The following is a 21,965-nucleotide window of genomic DNA, read 5'->3' on the forward strand; positions in this document are numbered from 1 at the left end:
ATGATTCACGTATCGTTCTGGACGGAGCCATTGAGAATTTGGCGTTATTCCGGCGTTTTGTTTTAAATATGCTGAAACAATGTGATTGCGGTGCGCCAAGTCAAAGGAATAAGCTTAAAAAAGCCGGGGTTAAAAAGTGATAAAAACGACAGTTAAAACTTTATACCGATTAAAACCATCAGTTAAAAAATGATTTTTAATCACAGGTTAAACCCTGCACATCATAAAATGCAGGACGGCATCCCACTTTTTTACCCTGACCGGTTTAATTTATTTATCAGTGATCCTATCCTCCCTTTATTTTACATTTACCTGATCTGCTATAATCATTTAAAAGCGCGAATACCGAAGTGTTAAAGATTTTATATCGGGGCGGATTAAACGCAATAAATTCAACTTTTCAGAGGACAGTTAATCGCATTTAATCGAAAATCATTAACTGTTAATAACAAGTTGAAAAGAAATTAGCACGTAAAAAGGTATCTTTATACCATCAGGTTATTTACAGGTTGATTTATGAAGATAAAAAATTTATAAAAACTGCTCAGGATTATCAGTAAAACAGCGTCAGTAAAGATAAAAAGTGAGTATAATCAATGTTAGTTAAACGTAAAATACAATCTACCATGATGATTAAACTTAATAAAAAGCATACGTTAAAAGGGGTAAAAACAACGGTTAAAACTTCATACCGATTAAAATTATAAGTTAAAAAATAACTTTTAATAACAAGTTTAAAACCAGCCCATCATAAAGCTATCAGTGAAAAATAATTGGCTTTATTAATGCTTATATAATTCGTAAAAAAAGACAAATAAGAATATGAAATAGGTTAATCAGATTATATATTTAAAAAACAACCGATTTTAATAACGTTTTCAATCGGGGGAATAAATTTTTTCATAAACCAGTTAAATAATACCCCATGAATAATCCGGTATAAATAATATATACCGGATTATCACGACAGCGTTAAATTATCCAATATTCCTTAATATATCAGTATTATAGTGCCTCCCCATTACCACTGATTGCCAGCGCCCTATTCAGAGCCTGAGCTAAAGCCGTTTTATGTTCATTATCCTCTAATACACTAAAATGGTTACCCGGTATCGCAATCAGTTGAAGCAAAGCATCAGGTATTATCTGATCCCAGCCCAGCGATGGTTCTATACTTAAAAGTTCCGGCTCTTCATCCGCCATAAAAGAAATAGCGGGAGAAGGTTCCATTGCATAAAACTGATTCAGCGTTACCGCTAATACCTGCGGATCATAATTTCTAACCATCTGCGCATAACTCTCTATCTGCTCCCAACGCTTTGCGATTAAATCAGCGCGCAGATTTGCAGGATATAACACCAATTGCTGTGCCGCTTCAATAAACTGTACCAAATTCAACTCATCAATTTGCCGATACAACTCCACCATCTCTTTGGTGCGCTCTTCCCCTGATTGCCTTGCTAATTCGACAAAGAACTGATGTTTAGGCGGCACTTTCCGCTGCCCAAAATAGTGAGGAGCCGGCGTATCAATCAATCCCAGGAAGTTAACTGTCTCACCATCATGCAAAAGCTGCTGGACAACAGCATAAGCCAAGATACCGCCGGAAGAGTAACCACCCAGCCGGTACGGGCCTTCCGGTTGAACCGCTTTCATCAAGCTGATCATTCTGGCAGCTTGCGCCTCCATCATCGACATCGGTTCTTCACTGATGGATGACCAAGGCAGTGCATAAATCGGATAACCTGGCTGAATCTGTTGAGCCAATCCAAAGACATAAGAATAGTCGCCCATTCCGCTAGGCACAAAGAACAGTGGCAGCCCTGTTCCATCAGATCGCACCGATATAGCACCACTTTGTGGCTGAGACAGCGAATCTGAGGTGATTTTTGCTGCCAATTCAGCCAACACCGGGAATTGGAACAACGCATTTAATGTGCAAACCAAACCCCGGCCAGCAGCAAGATTTATCATTCGCATAGCGAGCAGTGAGTGACCACCCAGCACGAAGAAGTTGTCATACCGGCTAATCTGTTCAATCCCCAATAATTCACGCCAAATCGCTGCCAATACGGTTTCTGTTTCGCCTTGTGGCGCTGCATAAACCTGACGGGCAAAGGCTTCATTATCTGGTGCCGGTAGCGCCCGGCGATCCAGCTTACCGTTCGGGGTCAGTGGAAGTGTATCCAGACGCACAAATGCCGCCGGTACCATATAGTCAGGTAAAACAGTACTCAGGTGGCTACGCAGGCGATTAGCCAATCCCTCCTCCGCTGGCGCCACCACATAAGCGACCAAACGTTTATCCGACCCTTCACCCAACGCCAGCACCACCGATTCACTCACCGTAGGATGCTCCGCTAGCCGGGCCTCAATTTCACCAGGTTCGATCCGGAAACCACGAACTTTCACCTGTTGGTCGCTACGGCCTAAGAATTCCAAATTGCCGTCCGGCAGGTAACGGGCTAAATCCCCAGTGCGGTACATTCTCGCCTCCGAGTTATCGCTAAAGGGATCAATAAGGAAACGTTCAGCAGTCAAATCAGGACGATTGAGATAACCCCGCGCTACGCCGGCTCCGCCAATATACAACTCCCCCATCGCGCCTAACGGTACTGGCTGACCATGACCATCCAACAGATAAACCCGCGTGTTGGCGGTCGGGCGGCCAATAGGGATCAGCACCCCAGTATAATCTGACGGGCAACGCCAGCTGGTGGCGCACACGGTGATTTCCGTCGGGCCATATGCATTGAACAGCGTTGCCTTTCCCCTCAGCGCCTGTATCAGCGTCACACTGGGGGCTTCACCACCCAATATCAATGTCGGTTTTATCGTTATCTCTGATAAACCGGCTCCTTCCCGAAGCAGTGCTGGTGTTAAGCAAGCGTGCGTCACCGCCTGTTCTTCCAGATAATGCCAGAGGCGGTCAGGGTCCTGGCGGATAATCTCAGCAGGAATAATCAAAGTCGCCCCACCGGCCAGCACCATCATGATTTCCCAGACACTGGCATCGAAGCCCAATGAGGCAAACTGCAATATCCGGCTATCAGCGCCAATGCCAAACTGGGTGATTTTATCCAGAGTCAGGTTGACCAACCCTCGATGTTCAACCATCACCCCTTTTGGTGTGCCCGTCGAGCCAGAGGTGTAAATCACATAGGCCAGATGCCGTGAGGTTAATCCAGATATCTGTGGGTTACTTTCCAGCTGATCAGGCAGAATATTTGGATCCAGTACGGTCAACGCAGCCAACACCTCTGCCCCTAATGCCACACGCCCGATATCATCCACCAACAACATGGCAGGCGCGGCATCCGTCAGAATATGGACCATACGCTCACCCGGGTAAGCAGGATCCAGAGGCACATAAGCGCCACCCACCTTCAATACCGCCAACACCCCGACCACCATTGCCGGTGAACGTGACACGCAAATCGCTACCCGCTGATCCGGCTCCACGCCCAAGGCAATCAGTTGGTAAGCTAACCGGTTAGCCCAGGCATTCAGTTCTGCATAACTGAGCGTCTGGCTTTCATACACCAATGCTGTGGCATCCGGGTTTTTCTCCACCTGCTGTTCAAATAACTGATGAATACATAACTGGTCAGGATACGCGGTTTCCGTCGCATTCCAGCTCTTTAACAGCAACGTACACTCGGTTTCAGGCAGAATGTTTAGTGCCCGAACCGGCGTCTCCGGGGCCTGTTCAAGTGCCTCTGCCAGACTCTCCAACGCCTGCTGCATATAACCACATATCCGTTCCGGATCAAACGGCTGCACCACCTGAGCTGTCAGTCCCAGTGCGCCACCAAAATCCTCCACCGACAGCACAAACGAATAGTTAGTCCGCTCCTGCCCGCCCAGAAATTCAATATCACTGATGGGTTCATCCGACTCTGTCGGCAATACATTATGTCGATAGTTCAGCAAGCTGCTAAAGAGTGGAGTCTCCCCCTGCACACCACTACATCGCTGAACCAACGCTAATGAAGCATGTTCATGTTCTAATAATCCAGCGAGTTGGGTATGGGCAGCCTGTACGCTGTCCCGTACCGGGGTATCATTAATATCCAACCGCAGCGGCAAGGTATTGATAAACAATCCCATACCGCTGTCTGCACCGTCCCCCGCCCGCATACGTCCAAATAGCACGGTGCCGAACACCACTTTCTCCTGACCGCTGGTACGCGACAATACCTGTGCCCAGGCCAGATGGCACAAAGCGGCCAAACTTACACCCAAACGCCGGGACTGACCACGCAAACGATCATTCAGCGCCGCCGTCAGCATCCGGTGAGATTCCGTCACCTGCGTACCATCACGATGCACCTCCGTCAATCCAAAGGGGAGTGTTGGTTCATCTACTTCAGCTAACATATTGGTAAAGAAACGAGTATGCGCTTCCTGATTGACACCGAGCCGGGCCTGAGCCACCAGATTGCGGAAAGGAACTGGAGCAGGCAGATTCGCTTCCTGACCGTCAAGATACGCCTGCACCTCACGATCCATCACATCCAGCGTCGTATGGTCACCAATCAAGTGATGCTGCAATTGCAATACAACCCAGCGACCATCCGTTTCCGGCGCCACGATAAAGCGCAACAATGGCGCCTGGTTCAAATCGAGACGATAATGACGGGGATCAAAGCGTTGAACCAATTGCTCGCTGATCTCCCCGTCAGCGGGGTCCAGCGTCAACTCAGTCACTGATAAAAGTACCTGACGCAAAACCACCTGCGCCGGCATGGATAATCCTTGCCAGATAAACACGGTACGCAGGATATCGTGCCGGTCAACCACTTGTTGAATCGCCGTCAGATAACGATCCAGCAGAGCGCGGTCAGCCAAGGCCACTTGACCAGTCAACAGGTACGGATCACCTTCGTTTGCCAGCAGATGGTGGAACAAAATCCCCTCCTGCAACGGTGACAACGCATAGATATCCTGAATATTAGCGATCCCTCCCGGTACTTGCTCAACGATAAGATCGATGTCAGCCTGGGTCAGATCAATCAATGGCAATAGCTCTGGTGCCAATACCGTCGTATCCGGTGTAATCCGGTTTTTAGGCACCTGGATTTCACGATGTTGAGCCACAGACTGAGCCAAGACACAGAGTGTTTGATGCTGGAATAGCGTTTGCACCGAGACACCCAAACCAATACGCCGCAAGCATTCAATCATCCGGACAACCAGCAACGAATGCCCGCCCAAGGCAAAGAAATTGTCATGCCGGCTAATCTGTTCAATCCCCAGTAATTCACGCCAAATTGCCGCCAGGGCAGTTTCTATCTCGCCTTGCGGGGCCTCATAGACCTGACGGGCAAAAGCTTCCTGCCCAGGCACAGGCAACGCCTGGCGATCCAACTTGCCGTTCGGCGTTAACGGGAAGGCGTCTAGACGCACAAACGCCGCCGGCACCATGTAATCAGGTAAAATAGCACTCAGGTGGCTGCGCAGGCGATTAGCCAGTCCCTCCTCCGCTGGCGCCACCACATAAGCGATCAAACGTTTATCCTGCCCTTCACCCAATGTCAACACAACAGATTCTCTCACCGCTGGATGCTCCGCCAACCGAACCTTAATTTCATCAGGTTCAATACGGAAACCACGAATTTTCACCTGTTGATCGTTACGCCCCAGGAATTCCAGATTACCGTCTGGCAGGTAACGGGCCAAATCTCCGGTTCGATACATGCGCGCATCCGGTTTATCGCTAAAGGGATCAGCCAGGAAGCGTTCAGCAGTCAGCTCAGGACGATTGAGATAACCTCGTGCTACACCCGCTCCTCCGATATACAGTTCTCCCCCAGCCCCCAACGGTACCGGCTGACCATAGGTGTCCAGCAGATAAACCCGCGTGTTAACCATCGGCTGCCCAATCGGAACCCATTCATCCATATAATCTGACGGGCAGCGCCAGGTCGTAGCGCAGACCGTCGTTTCCGTCGGTCCATACGCATTGAACAGCGTTACCTTCTCCCTCAGTGCCTGAAGCAACACGGTACTCAGAGCTTCACCCGCCAGCACCAATGTGGGTCTTATCGTTATCGCCGGCAAATCAATCCCCTCCCGCAGCAACGCGGGCGTCAAACAGGCGTGCGTCACCGCCTGCTCTTCCAGATAATGCCAAAGACGGCATGGATCCTGACGAACCGCGTCGGCAGGGATAATTAAGCTTGCTCCCCCACTCAGCGCTATCATGATTTCCCAAACACTGGCATCAAAGCCAAAGGAAGCAAACTGCAACATCCGGCTGGTTACACGCATGTCAAGCCGGGTAATTTGTGCTAGCGCCAGATTACTCACACCACGATGCTCCACCATCACCCCTTTTGGCATACCGGTAGAACCGGAAGTGTAAATCACATACGCCAAATGCTGTGAAGTCAATGCAGGGACCTGCGGGTTACTATCCGGCTGATCAGGCAGGATATTCGGATCGAGCACAGTCAGCACAGCCGATTCCTCCGCCCCCAACACCGCACACCCAACACTATCCGCCAGCAAAATAGTCGGCGCGGCATCATTCAGGATATGCGCCAGACGTTCACCCGGGTAAGTTGGGTCCAACGGCACATAAGCCCCACCCGCTTTCAACACTGCCAGTAATCCCACTACCATTGCCGGTGAACGCGCCACGCAAATTGCCACCCGTTGGTCCGGTACGACACCCAGTGCAATCAGCTGATGCGCCAGCCGGTTAGCCCAGGTGTTCAATTCGGTATAACTGAGGCTCTGCTCTTCATACACTAACGCTATCGCATCAGGGTTTTTCTCCACCTGTTGTTCAAACAATTGATGAAAGCATAACTGCTCAGGATACGCGGTTTCCGTGGCATTCCAGGTCTCCAGCAACAGTTTTCGTTCTGCTTCCGGTAAAATGTTCAGTGTCCGCACCGGGGTCTCCGGGGCTTGTTCAAGCGCTTCTGCCAGGCTTTCTAACGCTTGCTGCATGTATCCACATATCCTTTCCGGATCAAACGGCTGCACCACCTGAGCCGTCAGCCCCAGAGCCTCACCAAAATCCTCCACCGACAGTGCCAGTGGGTAGTTGGTCCGCTCCTGTCCGCCAAAGGCTTCAATATCACTAATGATTTCGTCCGACGTTTCCGGCAAAGTATTATGCCGATAGTTCAACAAGCTGTTAAACAGTGGAGTCTCCCCCTGTATACCGCTGCAACGCTGGGCCAGCGCCAGTGAAGCATGTTCATGATCCAGCAATCCCGCTAACCGGCTATGGGCTGTCAGTACACTGTCCCGTACTGGGGTATCATCCATATCCAGCCGTAACGGCAAGGTATTGATAAACAGCCCCATGCCGCTGTCAGCGCCGTCCCCCGCCCGCATCCGTCCAAACAGCACGGTGCCGAACACCACTTTTTCCTGATCGCAGGTACGCGATAGTACCTGCGCCCAGGCCAGATGGCACAAGGCGGCTAAACTCACACCCAAATGCCGGGCCTGACCGCGCAAACGGTCATTCAGTTCGGTTGTCAGCATCCGATGCGATTCCGTCACCTGTGAACCATCACGATGCACCTCCGTCAGCCCGAACGGCAGTGTCGGTTCATCGACCTTAGCTAACATATTGGTAAAGAAACGGATGTGTTCTTCCTGACTGACACCAAGCCGGGCCTGAGCCACCAGATTGCGGAAAGGAACCGGCGCAGGTAAACGCGCTTCCTGACCGGCAAGATACGCCTGCACTTCCCGATCCATCACTTCCATCGTCGAATGGTCACCAATCAGATGATGCTGCTGTTCCAGCAAGAGCCAACGCCCCCCTGTTTCCTGTGCCATCATAAAGCGCAACAGCGGTGCCTGCCCCAAATCCATACGATGATGACGTGGGTCAAAACGCCGGGCCAGTTGATCACTGATCGGCCCGTCAGAGGGGGTTAACCTCAGTTTAGTGACTAACAAAGGCGCCTGACGCAAAACCACCTGCGCCGGTGCAGATAATCCTTGCCAGATAAACGCGGTCCGTAAGATATCGTGCCGGTCAACCACCTGTTGAACCGCCGCCAGATAATTATCCAGCAAAGAGCGATCAGCAAAGGTCATCTGATCAGTCAACAGGTACGGATCACCTTCATCTGCCAGCAGATGGTGGAACAAAATCCCCTCCTGCAACGGCGACAACGCATAAATATCCTGAATATTTTCCATCCCGCCCGGCACTTGCCCGACGATTAAATCAATTTCAGGCTGGGTTAGGTTAATCAGCGGCAACATATCCGGCGTCAACACCGTAGTATCCGGTGTAATGCGGTTTTCAGGTACCTGGACTTCACGATGTTGCGCCAGAGACTGAGCCAAAACATGGAGTGTCTGATGCTGGAATAGCGTTTGCACCGAAACACCCAGACCAATACGCCGCAGATATTCAATCATCCGGACAACCAACAACGAATGGCCGCCCAGCGCAAAGAAATTGTCATACCGGCTAATCTGTTCAACCCCCAGCAATTCACGCCAAATAGACGCCAGGGCAGTTTCCATCTCGCCTTGAGGCGCTTGATAAATCTGACGGGCAAAAGCGTCCTCGCCCGGTGCCGGCAACTCCCGGCGATCCAATTTACTATTCGGCGTTAACGGAAAGGCATCCAAGCGCACAAAAGCAGACGGTACCATGTACTCAGGCAACGACGCGCTCAGATGTTCACGCAGACGGTTAACCAACCCGTCATCCGCTTGCGCCACTACATAGGCAACCAGACGCTTATCTTGCCCTTCTCCCAAAGCCAGCACAACGGATTCACTCACCGCAGGGTGTTCCAATAACCGGGTTTCAATTTCACCCAGTTCAATGCGAAAACCGCGGATCTTCACCTGATGGTCATTACGGCCCAAGAATTCCAGATTACCGTCCGGCAGGTAACGGGCTAAATCTCCCGTTTTATACATCCGTGCACCCGGTTTATCGTTAAACGGATCGACCAGGAAACGTTCAGCGGTTAATTCTGGCCGGTTCAGATAACCCCGCGCGACACCCGCACCAGCAATATACAATTCCCCCACCACGCCCAACGGCACAGGACAACCAAACTTATCCAGTAAATAAAGCCGGGTATTGGCAAGCGGGCGACCAATCGTCGGAGAAGGATGCGCCGGCTCTATGCAGGCCAGCGTCGCATCCACGGTACATTCGGTTGGGCCGTATACGTTATAAGCTGTCAGTTGCGGTATACCGGCTACCGTCTGCCAGGTTTGTACTGATATGGGTTCACCACCAATCAACAGCGTCAACGCTTTTTGATGCTGATGCAAACCCGCTGCCAGCAACATCTCTAATTGCATTGGCGTACAATCCAGTACATCAAGATTTGTCCTGGCTAAAAATTGCAATAAAGCCGCACTATCAGCCCGCACATCTTGTGGAACAATCACCAGCGTATAGCCATTCAACAAACCCAGTAAGTTCTGCAATGCCGCATCAAAGGAAATACTGGCATTCAGGCTAACCCGGTAAGGTGCCGGTGAAGACGCAAATGCACGCTCCGTCAGCGTTCCATGTAAATTTAACAGAGAGCCATGCTCAACCATGACCCCCTTCGGTGTGCCAGTAGAGCCGGAAGTGTAAATCACATAGGCCAAATGACGCGAAGTCAGCGCAGGTATCTGTGGATTACGGTCTGCCTGATCAGGCAAAAGATTAGGGTCCAATACCGTCAGTCCGGCCAGCGCTTCCCTGCCCAGTACTGCACATCCGGCCTCATCAGCCAGTATCACTGACGGCGCAACATCATTCAGGATATGCACCAGACGTTCACCCGGATAAGCCGGGTCTAACGGCACATAGGCGCCACCCGCTTTCAGCACCGCCAACAATCCCACCACCATGGCCTGTGAACGTGACACGCAAATCGCCACCGGCTGGTCCGGTGCTACACCCAGTGCAATCAACTGATGAGCCAACCGGTTAGTACGGATGTTCAATTCGGTATAACTGAGCGTCTGCCCTTCATACACTAATGCTGTCGCATCAGGGGTTTTCTCCACCTGTTGTTCAAACAGCTGATGAATACACCATTGGTCCGGATACGCGGTTTCCGTGGCATTCCAGGTTTTCAGCAACAACGTACGTTCCGCTTCCGGCAAAATTTCCAGCTGCCGGACCGGCGTTTCCGGAGCCTGTTCAAGCGCTTCGATCAGGCTTTCCAGCGCCTGCTGCATGTACCCACATAGCCTTTCAGGATTAAACGGTTGTACCACCTGAGCCGTCAGCCCCAGTGCGTTGCCAAAATCTTCCACTGACAGGGAAAACGGATAGTTGGTTCGCTCCTGCGCGTCAAGGAATTCAATACCGCTGATGATGTCATCTGAGGTGGTCAGCGGCGCATTATGCCGGTAGTTCAGCAACGCATTGAACAATGGTGTGCCACTGGCTACCCCACTGCAACGTTGAGCCAGCACCAGTGAAGCATGTTCATGCGCCAGCAATCCCGCCAACCGGGCATGGGCGGCCTGTACGCTGTCCTGTACCGGGATTTGATCCATATCCAACCGCAACGGTAAGGTATTAATAAACAGCCCCATACCATTGTCAGCACCTTCGCCAGCCTGCATCCGTCCAAACAGCACGGTGCCAAACACCACTTTCTCCTGACCGCTGGTACGCGACAATACCTGCGCCCAGGCCAGATGGCACAAGGCGGCCAAACTCACGCCCAAATGTCTGGCCTGACTGCGCAAACGGTCATTCAGTTCGGTCGTCAGCATCCGATGCGATTCCGTCACCAGTGAACCATCACGATGCACCTCCGTCAGTCCAAATGGCAGTGTTGGTTCATCTACCTCAGCTAACATCTCGGTAAAGAAACGAGTGTGCTCTGCCTGACTGATACCAAGCCGGGCCTGAGCCACCAGATTGCGGAAAGGAACCGGGGCAGGCAAACTGTCCTCCTGACCGGTAAGATACGCCTGTACTTCATTGTTCAGCACTTCCAGTGTGGTGTGGTCACCAATCAGGTGATGCTGCTGTTCCAGTAAGATCCAACGTCCCCCTTCTTCCTGTGCAATTATAAAGCGCAGCAGCGGTGCCTGATCCAGATCTATACGATGATGACACGGGTCAAAACGCCGGGTTAACTGGTCACTGATCGCGCCGTCAGCCAGATCCAGTGTCAGTTCAGTCACCGACAAGGTCGCCTGACGCCAAACTACCTGTGCCGGTACAGATAATCCTTGCCAGATAAAAGCCGTACGCAAGATATCGTGCCGATCAACCACCTGTTGAACTGCTGCCAAATAACTGTCCAGTAGAGCGCGGTCAGCAAAGGCCATCTGGCTGGTCAACAGATAGGGATCACCTTCGTCTGCCAGCAGATGGTGGAACAAAATCCCCTCCTGCAACGGCGACAACCCATAGATATCCTGAATATTGACCATCCCGCCCGGCACCTGCCCAACGATCAGATCAATTTCAGGCTGGGTCAGGTCAATCAACGGCAGCAGATCCGGTGTCAGCTCCGTCATATCCGCTGTAATGCGGTTTTCAGGTATTGGGATTTCACGCTGTTGAGCCACAGACTGAGCCAGAACACGCAGTGTCTGATGTCGGAATAGTGTTTGTACTGATACACCCAGACCAATGCGCCGCAGGGATTCAATCATCCGGACAACCAACAACGAATGACCACCCAGAGCAAAGAAATTGTCATGCCGGCTTATCTGCTCAATCCCCAACAATTCACGCCAAATAGACGCCAGGGCAGTTTCTATCTCGCCTTGTGGCGCTTCGTAAATTTGACGGGCAAAAGCCTCCTCTCCCGGTGCAGGTAGCGCCCGGCGATCCAGTTTGCCATTAGGCGTCAACGGAAAAGCATCCAAGCACACAAAGGCTGCCGGTACCATATAGTCAGGCAACAACGCGCTCAGATGTTCACGCAGGCAGTTAATCAACCCGTCATTCGTTTCCACCACCACATAAGCCACCAGACGCTTATCCGGCCCCTCTCCCAACGCCAGCACCACCGCCTCTTGCACCGCAGGATATTCCACCAGCCGGGCCTCAATTTCACCCGGTTCAATTCGGAAACCCCGAATTTTGACCTGTTGATCATTACGGCCCAAAAATTCCAGATTACCGTCCGGCAGGTAACGGGCCAAATCCCCGGTCCGATACATGCGCGCATCCGATTGTTTACTAAACGGATCAACCAGGAAACGTTCCGCAGTCAATTCAGGGCGATTGAGATAACCACAGGCAACCCCATCTCCGCCCACATAAATCTCACCGGTCATACCCAACGGCACCGGTTGACCATAAGCATCCAGCAGATAAACTTGCGTGTTGGCTATTGGCCGACCAATCGGGATCCTCGTCGCTCCCCTCGGTAACGCCGCGATAGGATATATCGTGGTAAAGGTGGTTCCCTCACTCGGACCGTAAGCTTGCAATAATTGTTGTGGCGGATGATTATCCAAAACCTGAGCGATCACATGCAGATCGGGGATATCTCCGCCGAAAATCAGGATCTTTATCTGCGGAAGAACCGGGGACAACTTTGCCGCCAACCGGTTAAACAACCCGATAGTCAGCCACAGAACCGTGACGCGATGCACCTGTAAAGCCCGCACTAACTTGTGTGGCGTCAGCAACGTGACGTGGTCGATAACCACCAGCGCACCGCCGTTGAGCAACGGCGCCCAAACTTCAAACGTGCTGGCATCGAAAGCCGGATTAGCCGTAAAAGCAACCCGATCATCCGGCCCAATTTCAGCATAATCATTATTGATGACCAGCCGGACTACCGCACGATGAGGCACAACCACGCCTTTGGGCATGCCGGTCGAGCCGGAGGTATACATAACATACGCTGATCCGGCACTGGAACACGGTAAATCAGGATTGAAGCTATCTTCCGTCTTAATGGTATCGGTCTCACTGGAGAGGCGAAACAGAGGAACAGAAAGGCCAAGCGGAATATCAGATTGCGCATCGGTGATCAACAACTTAGCGGAGCAATCGTTCATCAACCAGACTTTCCGCTCGTCCGGCACTCGGGGATCGACAGGAACATAAACGGCCCCAACCTTTAGAATAGCCAACTGTGCCACTACCAGTTCAATAGAACGTTCTAACAGAACCGCCACGTGCTCATCCCGGTTAATTCCCTGCTTAATCAGTTGGTGGGCCAGTTGGTTAGCACAGGCATTCAATTCTACATAGCTAAGAATCTTATCTCCCGCGATCAACGCTGGCGCCCTTGGCGTTCTCTCCACCTGTTGTTCAAATAATTGATGAATGCACAGCTGGTCAGGATACACAGTTTCAGTCGCATTCCAGGTTTTCAGCAACAGTGTACGCTCCGCTTCCGGCAGAATTTCCAACTGCCGTACCGGCGTTTCCGGAGCCTGTTCAAGTGCCTCCACCATACTTTCCAGCGCTTGTTGCATATAACCACATACTCGTTCCGGATCAAGCGGCTGTACCACCTGAGCCGTCAGCCCCAGTGCGTCACCAAAATCCTCTACCGACAACACTAACGGATAGTTTGTCCGCTCCTGTCCATCCAGAAATTCAATGCCGCCAACGAGTTCATCCGACGTCGCCGACAGGGCATTATGCCGATAATTCAACAGGCTACTAAAGAGTGGGATCTCTCCCTGCACACCACTGCAACGCTGGACCAGCGCCAATGAAGCATGCTCATGCGCTAATAATCCGGCAAGCCGGGTATGGGCGGACTGTACGCTGTCCCGTACCGGCGTATCATCCATATCCAACCGCAGCGGCAAGGTATTGATAAATAATCCCATACCACTGTCAACACCGTCCCCTGCCTGCATCCGTCCAAACAGCACGGTGCCAAACACCACTTTCTCCTGACCGCTGGTACGCGACAATACCTGTGCCCAGGCCAGATGACACAGCGCCGCCAAACTGACGCCCAAACGCCGGGCCTGACGACGTAAACGGTCATTCAGTGAAGTCATTAACATCCGATATGATTCCGTCACCTGTGAACCATCACGATGCACCTCCATCAGCCCGAACGGTAGTGTCGGTTCATCTATCTCAGCTAACATCCCAGTGAAGAAACGGGTATGTTCTTCCTGACTGACACCGAGCCGGGCCTGCGCCACCAAATTGCGGAAAGGAACCGGCGCAGGCAAACGCGCTTCCTGACCCGCAAGATACACCTGCACTTCACGATCCATGACTTCCATCGTCGAGTGGTCACCAATCAGATGATGCTGATGTTCCAGCAGGATCCAGCGTCCTCCTTCTTCCTGTACCATCATAAAACGCAGCAGCGGCGCCTGCCCAAGATCCATACGATGCTGACGCAGATCAAAACGCTGAGTTAACTGATCACTGATCGGCCCATCAGCAGACGTTAACTTCAGTTCAGTAACCGATAAGGTCGCCTGACGCAAAACCACCTGCGCCGGTACGGATAATCCTCGCCAGATAAACGCAGTCCGCAGGATATCGTGCCGGTTAACCACCTGTTGAACCGCCGTCAAATAACTGTCTAATAGAACTCGGTTAGCAAAGGTCATTTGACCGGTCAACAGGTACGGATCACTTTCATCTGCCAGCAGATGGTGGAACAAAATCCCTTCCTGCAACGGCGACAACGCATAGATATCCTGAATATTAGCGACCCCACCCGGCACTTGCCCGACGATAAGATCAATGTCCGGCTGGGTCAGGTTAATCAGCGGCAACAGATCCGGTGTCAACACCGTAGTATCCGGTGTAATACGGTTTTCAGGTATCTGGATTTCATAATGTTGCGCCAGAGACTGAGCCAAAGCATGGAGTGTCTGATGTCGGAACAGCGTTTGCACCGAGACGCCCAGACCAATACGCCGCAGAGCTTCAATCATCCGGACAACCAGCAATGAATGGCCGCCCAGGGCAAAGAAATTGTCATGCCGGCTAACCCGTTCAACCTCCAACAACTGGCCCCAAATCACCGCCAGCGCAGTTTCTATCTCGCCTTGTGGCGCTTCGTAGACCTGACGGGCAAAAGCGTCGTTTCCCGGTGCCGGCAGCGCCCGGCGATCCAGTTTGCCATTTGGTGTCAGCGGGAAAGCATCCAGCGGAACAAAAGCCGCCGGGACCATATAATCAGGCAACATGGCGCTCAGGTGGCTACGCAGGCTATTAGCCAGTTCGTCATCCGTTTCCGCGACCACATAAGCTACCAAACGCTTATCCTGTCCCTCACCCAAAGCCAGCACAACAGCTTCACTCACCGCAGGGTGCTCCACCAGCCGGGTTTCAATTTCCCCCGGTTCAATGCGGAAGCCGCGGATTTTCACCTGATGATCATTACGGCCCAGGAATTCCAGATTGCCATCCGGCAGATAGCGGGCCAAATCCCCGGAACGATACATCCGGGCACCGGATGCCAAACTCAAGGGATCCGGCATAAAATGCCCGGCGTTCAGTTCTGGCCGGTTAAGATAACCGCGTGCCACTCCGACGCCACCAATATACATTTCGCCGGTGCAGCCCAATGGTACCGGTTGACCATAGGGGTCCAGCAGGTAAATGCAGGTATTTTTCACTGGCCGACCGATAGAACGCGTATCTTCCGGCGATAATATTGCCTTATAGGTGGCAATCACGGTATTTTCAGTCGGGCCATAGGTATTTAACAGCTGTGGACGATAGGCTTTCTGGGCAAACCACGCCTGAACCGCGTTCTTCTGTACCGCCTCCCCCCCAATAATGATTAACCTGAGGCACTCCGGTAGCGGTAATGCCGCCAGTTCAGACCAAAACAGCGTCGGCAGAGACATCACCGTAATACGATGTTGCCGGATTAAGGCAATAAATTCTTGTACCGAAGCCAGCCAGCTATCATCACGCATCACCAACGTCGCGCCATTAGATAATGACGAGAAAAATTCTTCGATCGACGCATCAAAAGCAAAAGAGGAGAATTGCAGCACCCGGTCTTGCGCCGTCACCGCATAAGTTTCATTAAAACCTAAACTGCGCTGATAAATCGCCTGATGTTCTATCGTCACCCCTTTTGGCTGCCCGGTTGAACCAGAGGTGTAAATCACATAGGCCAGATGCTGTGGCATCAACGCCAGCACCAGAGGATTACTGTCCGGTTGGTCAGGCTGAATATTCGGGTCCAGTACTATCAATTCTGCCAGTACTTGCTCGCCTAATGCTGCCCGTCCGGTTTCATCCGCCAGTACCGCCACCGGTGCCGCATCATTCAGGATATGGACTAAACGTTCCCCCGGATAGGCGGTATCCAGTGGTACATAGGCCCCACCCGCTTTCAATACCGCCAGCAACCCTACCACCATTGCCGGGGAACGAGACACGCAAATTGCCACCCGTTGGTCCGGTGCTACCCCCAGCGCTATCAGTTGATGGGCCAGACGGTTAGCACGGGTATTCAGTTCCGCATAACTGAAAGTCTGCTCTTGATACACCAGCGCTGTCGCACCCGGGTTTTTCTTCACCTGTTGTTCAAATAACTGATGAATACACAACGGCTCAGGATACGCGGTTTCTGTCGCGTTCCCGATTGCCAGCAACAATTTACGTTCTGCCGGCGCCAAAATATCAATTTCCCCAACCCTCTGCTGAACGTTAGCAGCCATCGCTTGCAGCACCGAGTGCAAATATCCCACATGTCGCTCGATTGTCGGTTGGTCAAACAGGGCGGCTGCATAATCGAGGTAACCGACAATCCGGCCCTCTACTTCGGACAAGATTAATTCCAGATCAAACTTAACGATATCAAAATCTTGATCGACCGGTGACATTGTCAGCCCCGGCAATTCCCACTCGGCATGCTCATTGTTATGCCAGGCAAACATCACCTGGAATAACGGGGTATGCGCCAGCCGGCGTGGCGGTTGCACGATTTCTACCACCTGTTCAAACGGTAAATCCTGATGCTCCTGCGCCATCAGTGCAACTTGCCGCGCCCGTGCCAGCAACTCAGCCACATTTGGCTCACCCGATAAATCAATGCGCAACGCCAGCGTATTCACAAAGAAACCGATCAGCGGTTCCACTTCCTGACGACTGCGGCCAGCACTCGGTGTGCCAATAACCACATTATCCTGACCTGACAGGCGCGACAGAACCGCCGCCCAGGCTGACAAAATCACCATAAATAACGTGACACCCTGCTGTTCACTCAGGCGCTTAAGGGATTTCGTTAACTCCGCATCCAAATTGACCGGCAAGGTACTTCCCACAAACGACTGCTCAGGTGGTCGTGGCCGGTCAGTAGGTAAATCCAGCAGAACCGGTGCGTCCGCCAGCATGGTGCGCCAATAGTCGGATTGAGTTTGGGTCTGTTCAGCAGACAACCACTGACGCTGCCAGGCAGCATAATCAGGATATTGAATCGCCAACGGTGGTAATGGATCCGCTTGTTTCGCCAGAAACGCCGTATAGAAGGTACTGAGTTCACGTATCAGCACATTGACAGACCAGCCATCGGAAACAATGTGATGCTGGGTGAGCAAAAACTGATATTCGTCATCCGCGAGCCGGATAAGAGAAGTTCGGATAAGTGGGCCTCTCATGAGATCAAATGGCGTATAAGCTTCCTCTGTGCTTAAACGTTCAAGTACCGTTTCAACATCCGGGATACCACGCAGATCGCGTTGAGACAAAGTTAATCCACTGTCCGGCGCCAGTAGTCGTACCTGAGGCTGACCATCAACAACAATAAATACGGAACGTAACGCTTCATGACGGGCAAATAAGGCATTCAGCGCCTGCTGCCAGGCGGCGATATCAAACTGCCCACGCAAACGCAGGGCGACCGGGATATGATAGATATCACTGACGCCATCAAGCTGCGCCAGGAACCACAAACGCTGTTGCGCGAATGACAGCGGCAATTCCCCCTCACGGGATATCGGCAGGATGGCAGGCAATCCCCGGTCTTGTTTATCAAACCGGGTACGGATCTTCTCAGCAAAACCAACCAAAGAAGGGAACTTAAACAACGTGGTTAGCGGCAATTCGACACCGAAAGCCGCGACACGGTTTATCACTCGCACCGCCAACAATGAATGACCACCGAGCGCAAAGAAATTGTCATGCCGGCTAATCTGCTCAATCCCCAGTAGTTCACGCCAAATCGCCGCCAGTGCTGTTTCGATCTCCCCTTGCGGCACTTCATAAACCTGACGGGCAAAGGCTTCCTCTCCCGGCGCCGGCAGCGCCCGGCGATCCAGTTTGCCATTCGGCGTCGATGGAAAAGCATCCAAACGTACAAAGGCCGACGGTACCATGTAGTCAGGTAAAATAGCACCCAGGTAGCTACGCAGACTATTAACCAACCCATCATCCGTTTCCGCCACCACATAGGCCACCAGACGTTTATCCTGCCCCTCGCCCAACGCCAGCACCACCGCCTCTTGCACCGCCGGATACGCCGTCAGCCGGGCCTCAATTTCCCCCGGCTCAATGCGGAAACCGCGGATTTTCACCTGATGGTCATTACGGCCCAAGAATTCCAAGTCACCGTCCGGCAGGTAGCGGGCCAAATCCCCGGAACGATACATCCGTGCATCCGGTATATAGCTAAACGGATCAGCCAGGAAACGTTCAGCAGTCAACTCAGGACGATTCAGATAACCACGTGCCACACCCACACCACCAATATACATTTCACCGGCACAGCCTAATGGTACCGGTTGACCATATTGATCCAGCAGGTAGATGCAGACATTTTTAGCCGGCCGGCCGATAGAGCGGTCATCTTCCGGCGATAGTACATCCTTGTAAGTCACCGTCACGGTGTTTTCAGTCGGACCATAACCATTTAATAAGCGGGGACGATGGGTTTCATGGGTAAACCAATCTTGAATAGCGTTCTTTTTGACCGACTCACCCCCAATGATGATCAACCTGAGGCAATCCGGCAGCGGTAACCCATGATCTCTGGCCGCCAGTTCAGACCAGAATAAAGTCGGCAATGACACCACCGTGATACCGCTTTGCCGGGTTAGCGTGATGAATTCCTTCACAGAAGCCAACCAACCATCATCACGTATTACCAGCGTGGCGCCGTTGCATAATGACGAGAAGAAATCTTCTACCGACACATCAAAAGAAAAAGAGGCAAATTGCAATACCCGGTCTTGTGGCGTGACAGCGTAAGTCTCATTAAAACCCAGATAACGCTGATAAATCGCCTGGTGTTCTACCATGACGCCTTTCGGCTGCCCGGTTGAGCCGGAGGTGTAAATCACATAGGCCAGATGCTGTGGCGTCAACGCAAGTACCTGCGGATTACTGTCCGGCTGATCAGGCTGAATATTCGGGTCCAGTACTGTCAGCCCGGCCAGTGCCAGCTCGCCTAATGCTGCCCGGCCAGTTTTATCCGCCAGTACCACCACCGGTGCCGCATCATTCAGGATATGGGCTAAACGTTCCCCCGGATAGGCGGTATCCAGTGGTACATAGGCCCCACCCGCTTTCAACACCGCCAGCAATCCCACCACCATTGCCGGGGAACGCGCCACGCAAATCGCCACCCGTTGGTCCGGTGCAATGCCCAGTGTAATCAGTTGATGCGCCAGTCGGTTAGCCAGGGCATTCAGTTCGGCATAGCTGAGAGCCTGCTCTTGATACTCCAGCGCTGTCGCACCCGGGTTTTTCTTCACCTGTTGTTCAAATAACTGATGAATACACAACGGCTCAGGATACGCGGTTTCTGTCGCGTTCCCGATTGCCAGCAACAACTTGCGTTCTGCCGGCGCCAAAATATCAATTTCCCCAACCCGCTGCTGAACGTTGGCAACCATCGCTTGCAGCACTGTATGCAAATATCCGATGTGTCGTTCGATTGTCGGTTGATCAAACAAGGCAGTTGCATAATCGAGATGACCGACAATCCTGCCCTCCTCTTCTGATAAGCTCAATTCCAGATCAAACTTAACGACATCAAAGGCTTGATCGACTGGTGACACGGCCAGCCCCGGCAATCGCCACTCGGTACTTTCATTGTTCTCCCAGTCAAACATCACCTGGAACAACGGGGAATGCGCCAATCGGCGCGGCGGTTGCACGATTTCCACCACCTGTTCAAACGGTAAATCCTGATGCTCCTGTGCCATCAATGCGACTTGCCGCGCCCGTGCCAGCAATTCAGCCACATTCGGCTCACCCGATAAGTCAATGCGCAGCGCCAGCGTATTCACAAAGAATCCAATCAGCAGCTCTACTTCCTGGCGACTGCGGCCCGCACTCGGTGTGCCAATAACCACATCTTCCTGACCTGACAGACGCGATAGAACCGCCGCCCAGGCTGACAAAATCGTCATGAATAATGTGACACCCTGCTGTTCACTCAGGTGTTTAAGGGCTTTCGTTAACTCGGCATCCAAATTGACCGGCAACGTATTCCCCACAAACACCTGCTCAAGCGGACGTGGCCGGTCAGTAGGTAAATCCAGCAGAACCGGCGCGTCAGCCAACATCTCATGCCAATAGTCGGATTGAATTTGGGTACGTTCGGCCGTCAACCACTGACGCTGCCAAGCGGCATAATCAGGGTATTGAATCGCCAGCGGTGGCAATGGATCCGCTTGTTCTGTCAGAAAGGCCGTATAGAGGGTGCTTAATTCATGTATCAACACATTGATAGACCAGCCATCGGAAACAATGTGATGCTGGGTAAGCAAAAGCTGATATTCGTCATCCGCAAACCGGATAAGAGAAGCACGGATGAGTGGACCACTCATGAGATCAAATGGCGTATAAGCTTCCTCTGCCCTTAAACGTTCAAGTACCGTTTCGACATCCGGGATCCCGCGCAGATCGTGTTGAGACAAAGGCAATCCGCTGTCCGGCGCTAATAATCGGACCTGAGGCTGACCGTCAACGGAAACGAAGACAGAACGTAACGCTTCATGACGGGCAAATAAGGTATTCAGCGCCCGCTGCCAGGCAGCGATATCAACTTGACCACACAAGCGTAAAGCCACCGGAATATGATAGGTATCACTGACGCCATCAAGCTGCGCCAGGAACCACAAACGCTGCTGAGCGAATGACAGCGGCAATTCCCCCTCACGGGATACCGGCAGAATGGCAGGTAATGTACCGCGCTGTTCATCAAATCGGGAACCCATTGCCTCAGCAAAAGCAATTAAAGAAGGTGCTTTAAACAACGTGCTCAACGGCAATTCAACACCAAAAGCCGCGACACGGTTCATCACTCGCACCGCCAACAATGAATGACCACCGAGCGCAAAGAAATTATCATGCCGACTAATCTGTTCAACCCCCAGCAATTCATGCCAAATTTCTGCCAATGCGGTTTCCATTTCGCCCTGCGGTGCTTCATAAACCTGACGGGCAAAAGCCGCCTCTCCCGGTGCCGGCAGTGCCCGGCGATCCAGCTTGCCATTCGGCGTCAACGGGAGAGCATCCAACGGAACAAACGCCGCCGGGACCATATAATCAGGCAACAACGCGCTCAAATGTTCACGCAGACGGTTAACCAACCCGTCATCTACTTCCGCTACCATATAGGCAACCAGACGCTTATCCTGTCCCTCACCCAACGCCAGCACCACCGCCTCTTGCACCGCCGGATATTCCGTCAGCCGGGCCTCAATTTCCCCCGGTTCAATCCGGAAACCACGAATTTTCACCTGATGGTCATTGCGGCCCAGGAATTCCAGATTACCATCCGGCAGGTAACGGGCCAGATCCCCACTTCGGTACATGCGCGCATCCGGGTTGTCACTGAACGGATCAGTAAGGAAACGCTCTGCGCTCAATTCTGGCTGGTTAAGATAACCCCGTGCCACCCCAACGCCGCCAATATAGATTTCACCGGTACTGCCTAATGGCACCGGTTGGCCATTACTGTCCAACAGGTAGATGCCAGTATTTTTGACCGGCCTGCCGATAGAACCAGCGTCCTCCGGCGATAAGATCGCCTTACAGGTGGCAATCACGGTATTTTCAGTCGGGCCATAGGTATTCAACAACC

General features: G+C 52.2%; 1 protein-coding gene and 1 pseudogene. One reads left to right on the top strand and one right to left on the bottom strand.

Annotated features, from left to right (window positions below):
• Positions 1–140: pseudogene (locus C5470_RS20125) on the top strand (ISAs1 family transposase); the annotation flags it as partial.
• An 865-nt stretch (positions 141–1,005) separates the two neighbouring features.
• Here the strand turns inward: C5470_RS20125 and C5470_RS20130 are convergent.
• A partial coding sequence (locus C5470_RS20130; RefSeq protein WP_166291493.1) for a non-ribosomal peptide synthase/polyketide synthase occupies positions 1,006–21,965 on the bottom strand: 20,960 nt, incomplete at its 5' end.

This window comes from Photorhabdus stackebrandtii, assembly GCF_011189495.1.
Classification (GTDB): domain Bacteria; phylum Pseudomonadota; class Gammaproteobacteria; order Enterobacterales; family Enterobacteriaceae; genus Photorhabdus; species Photorhabdus khanii.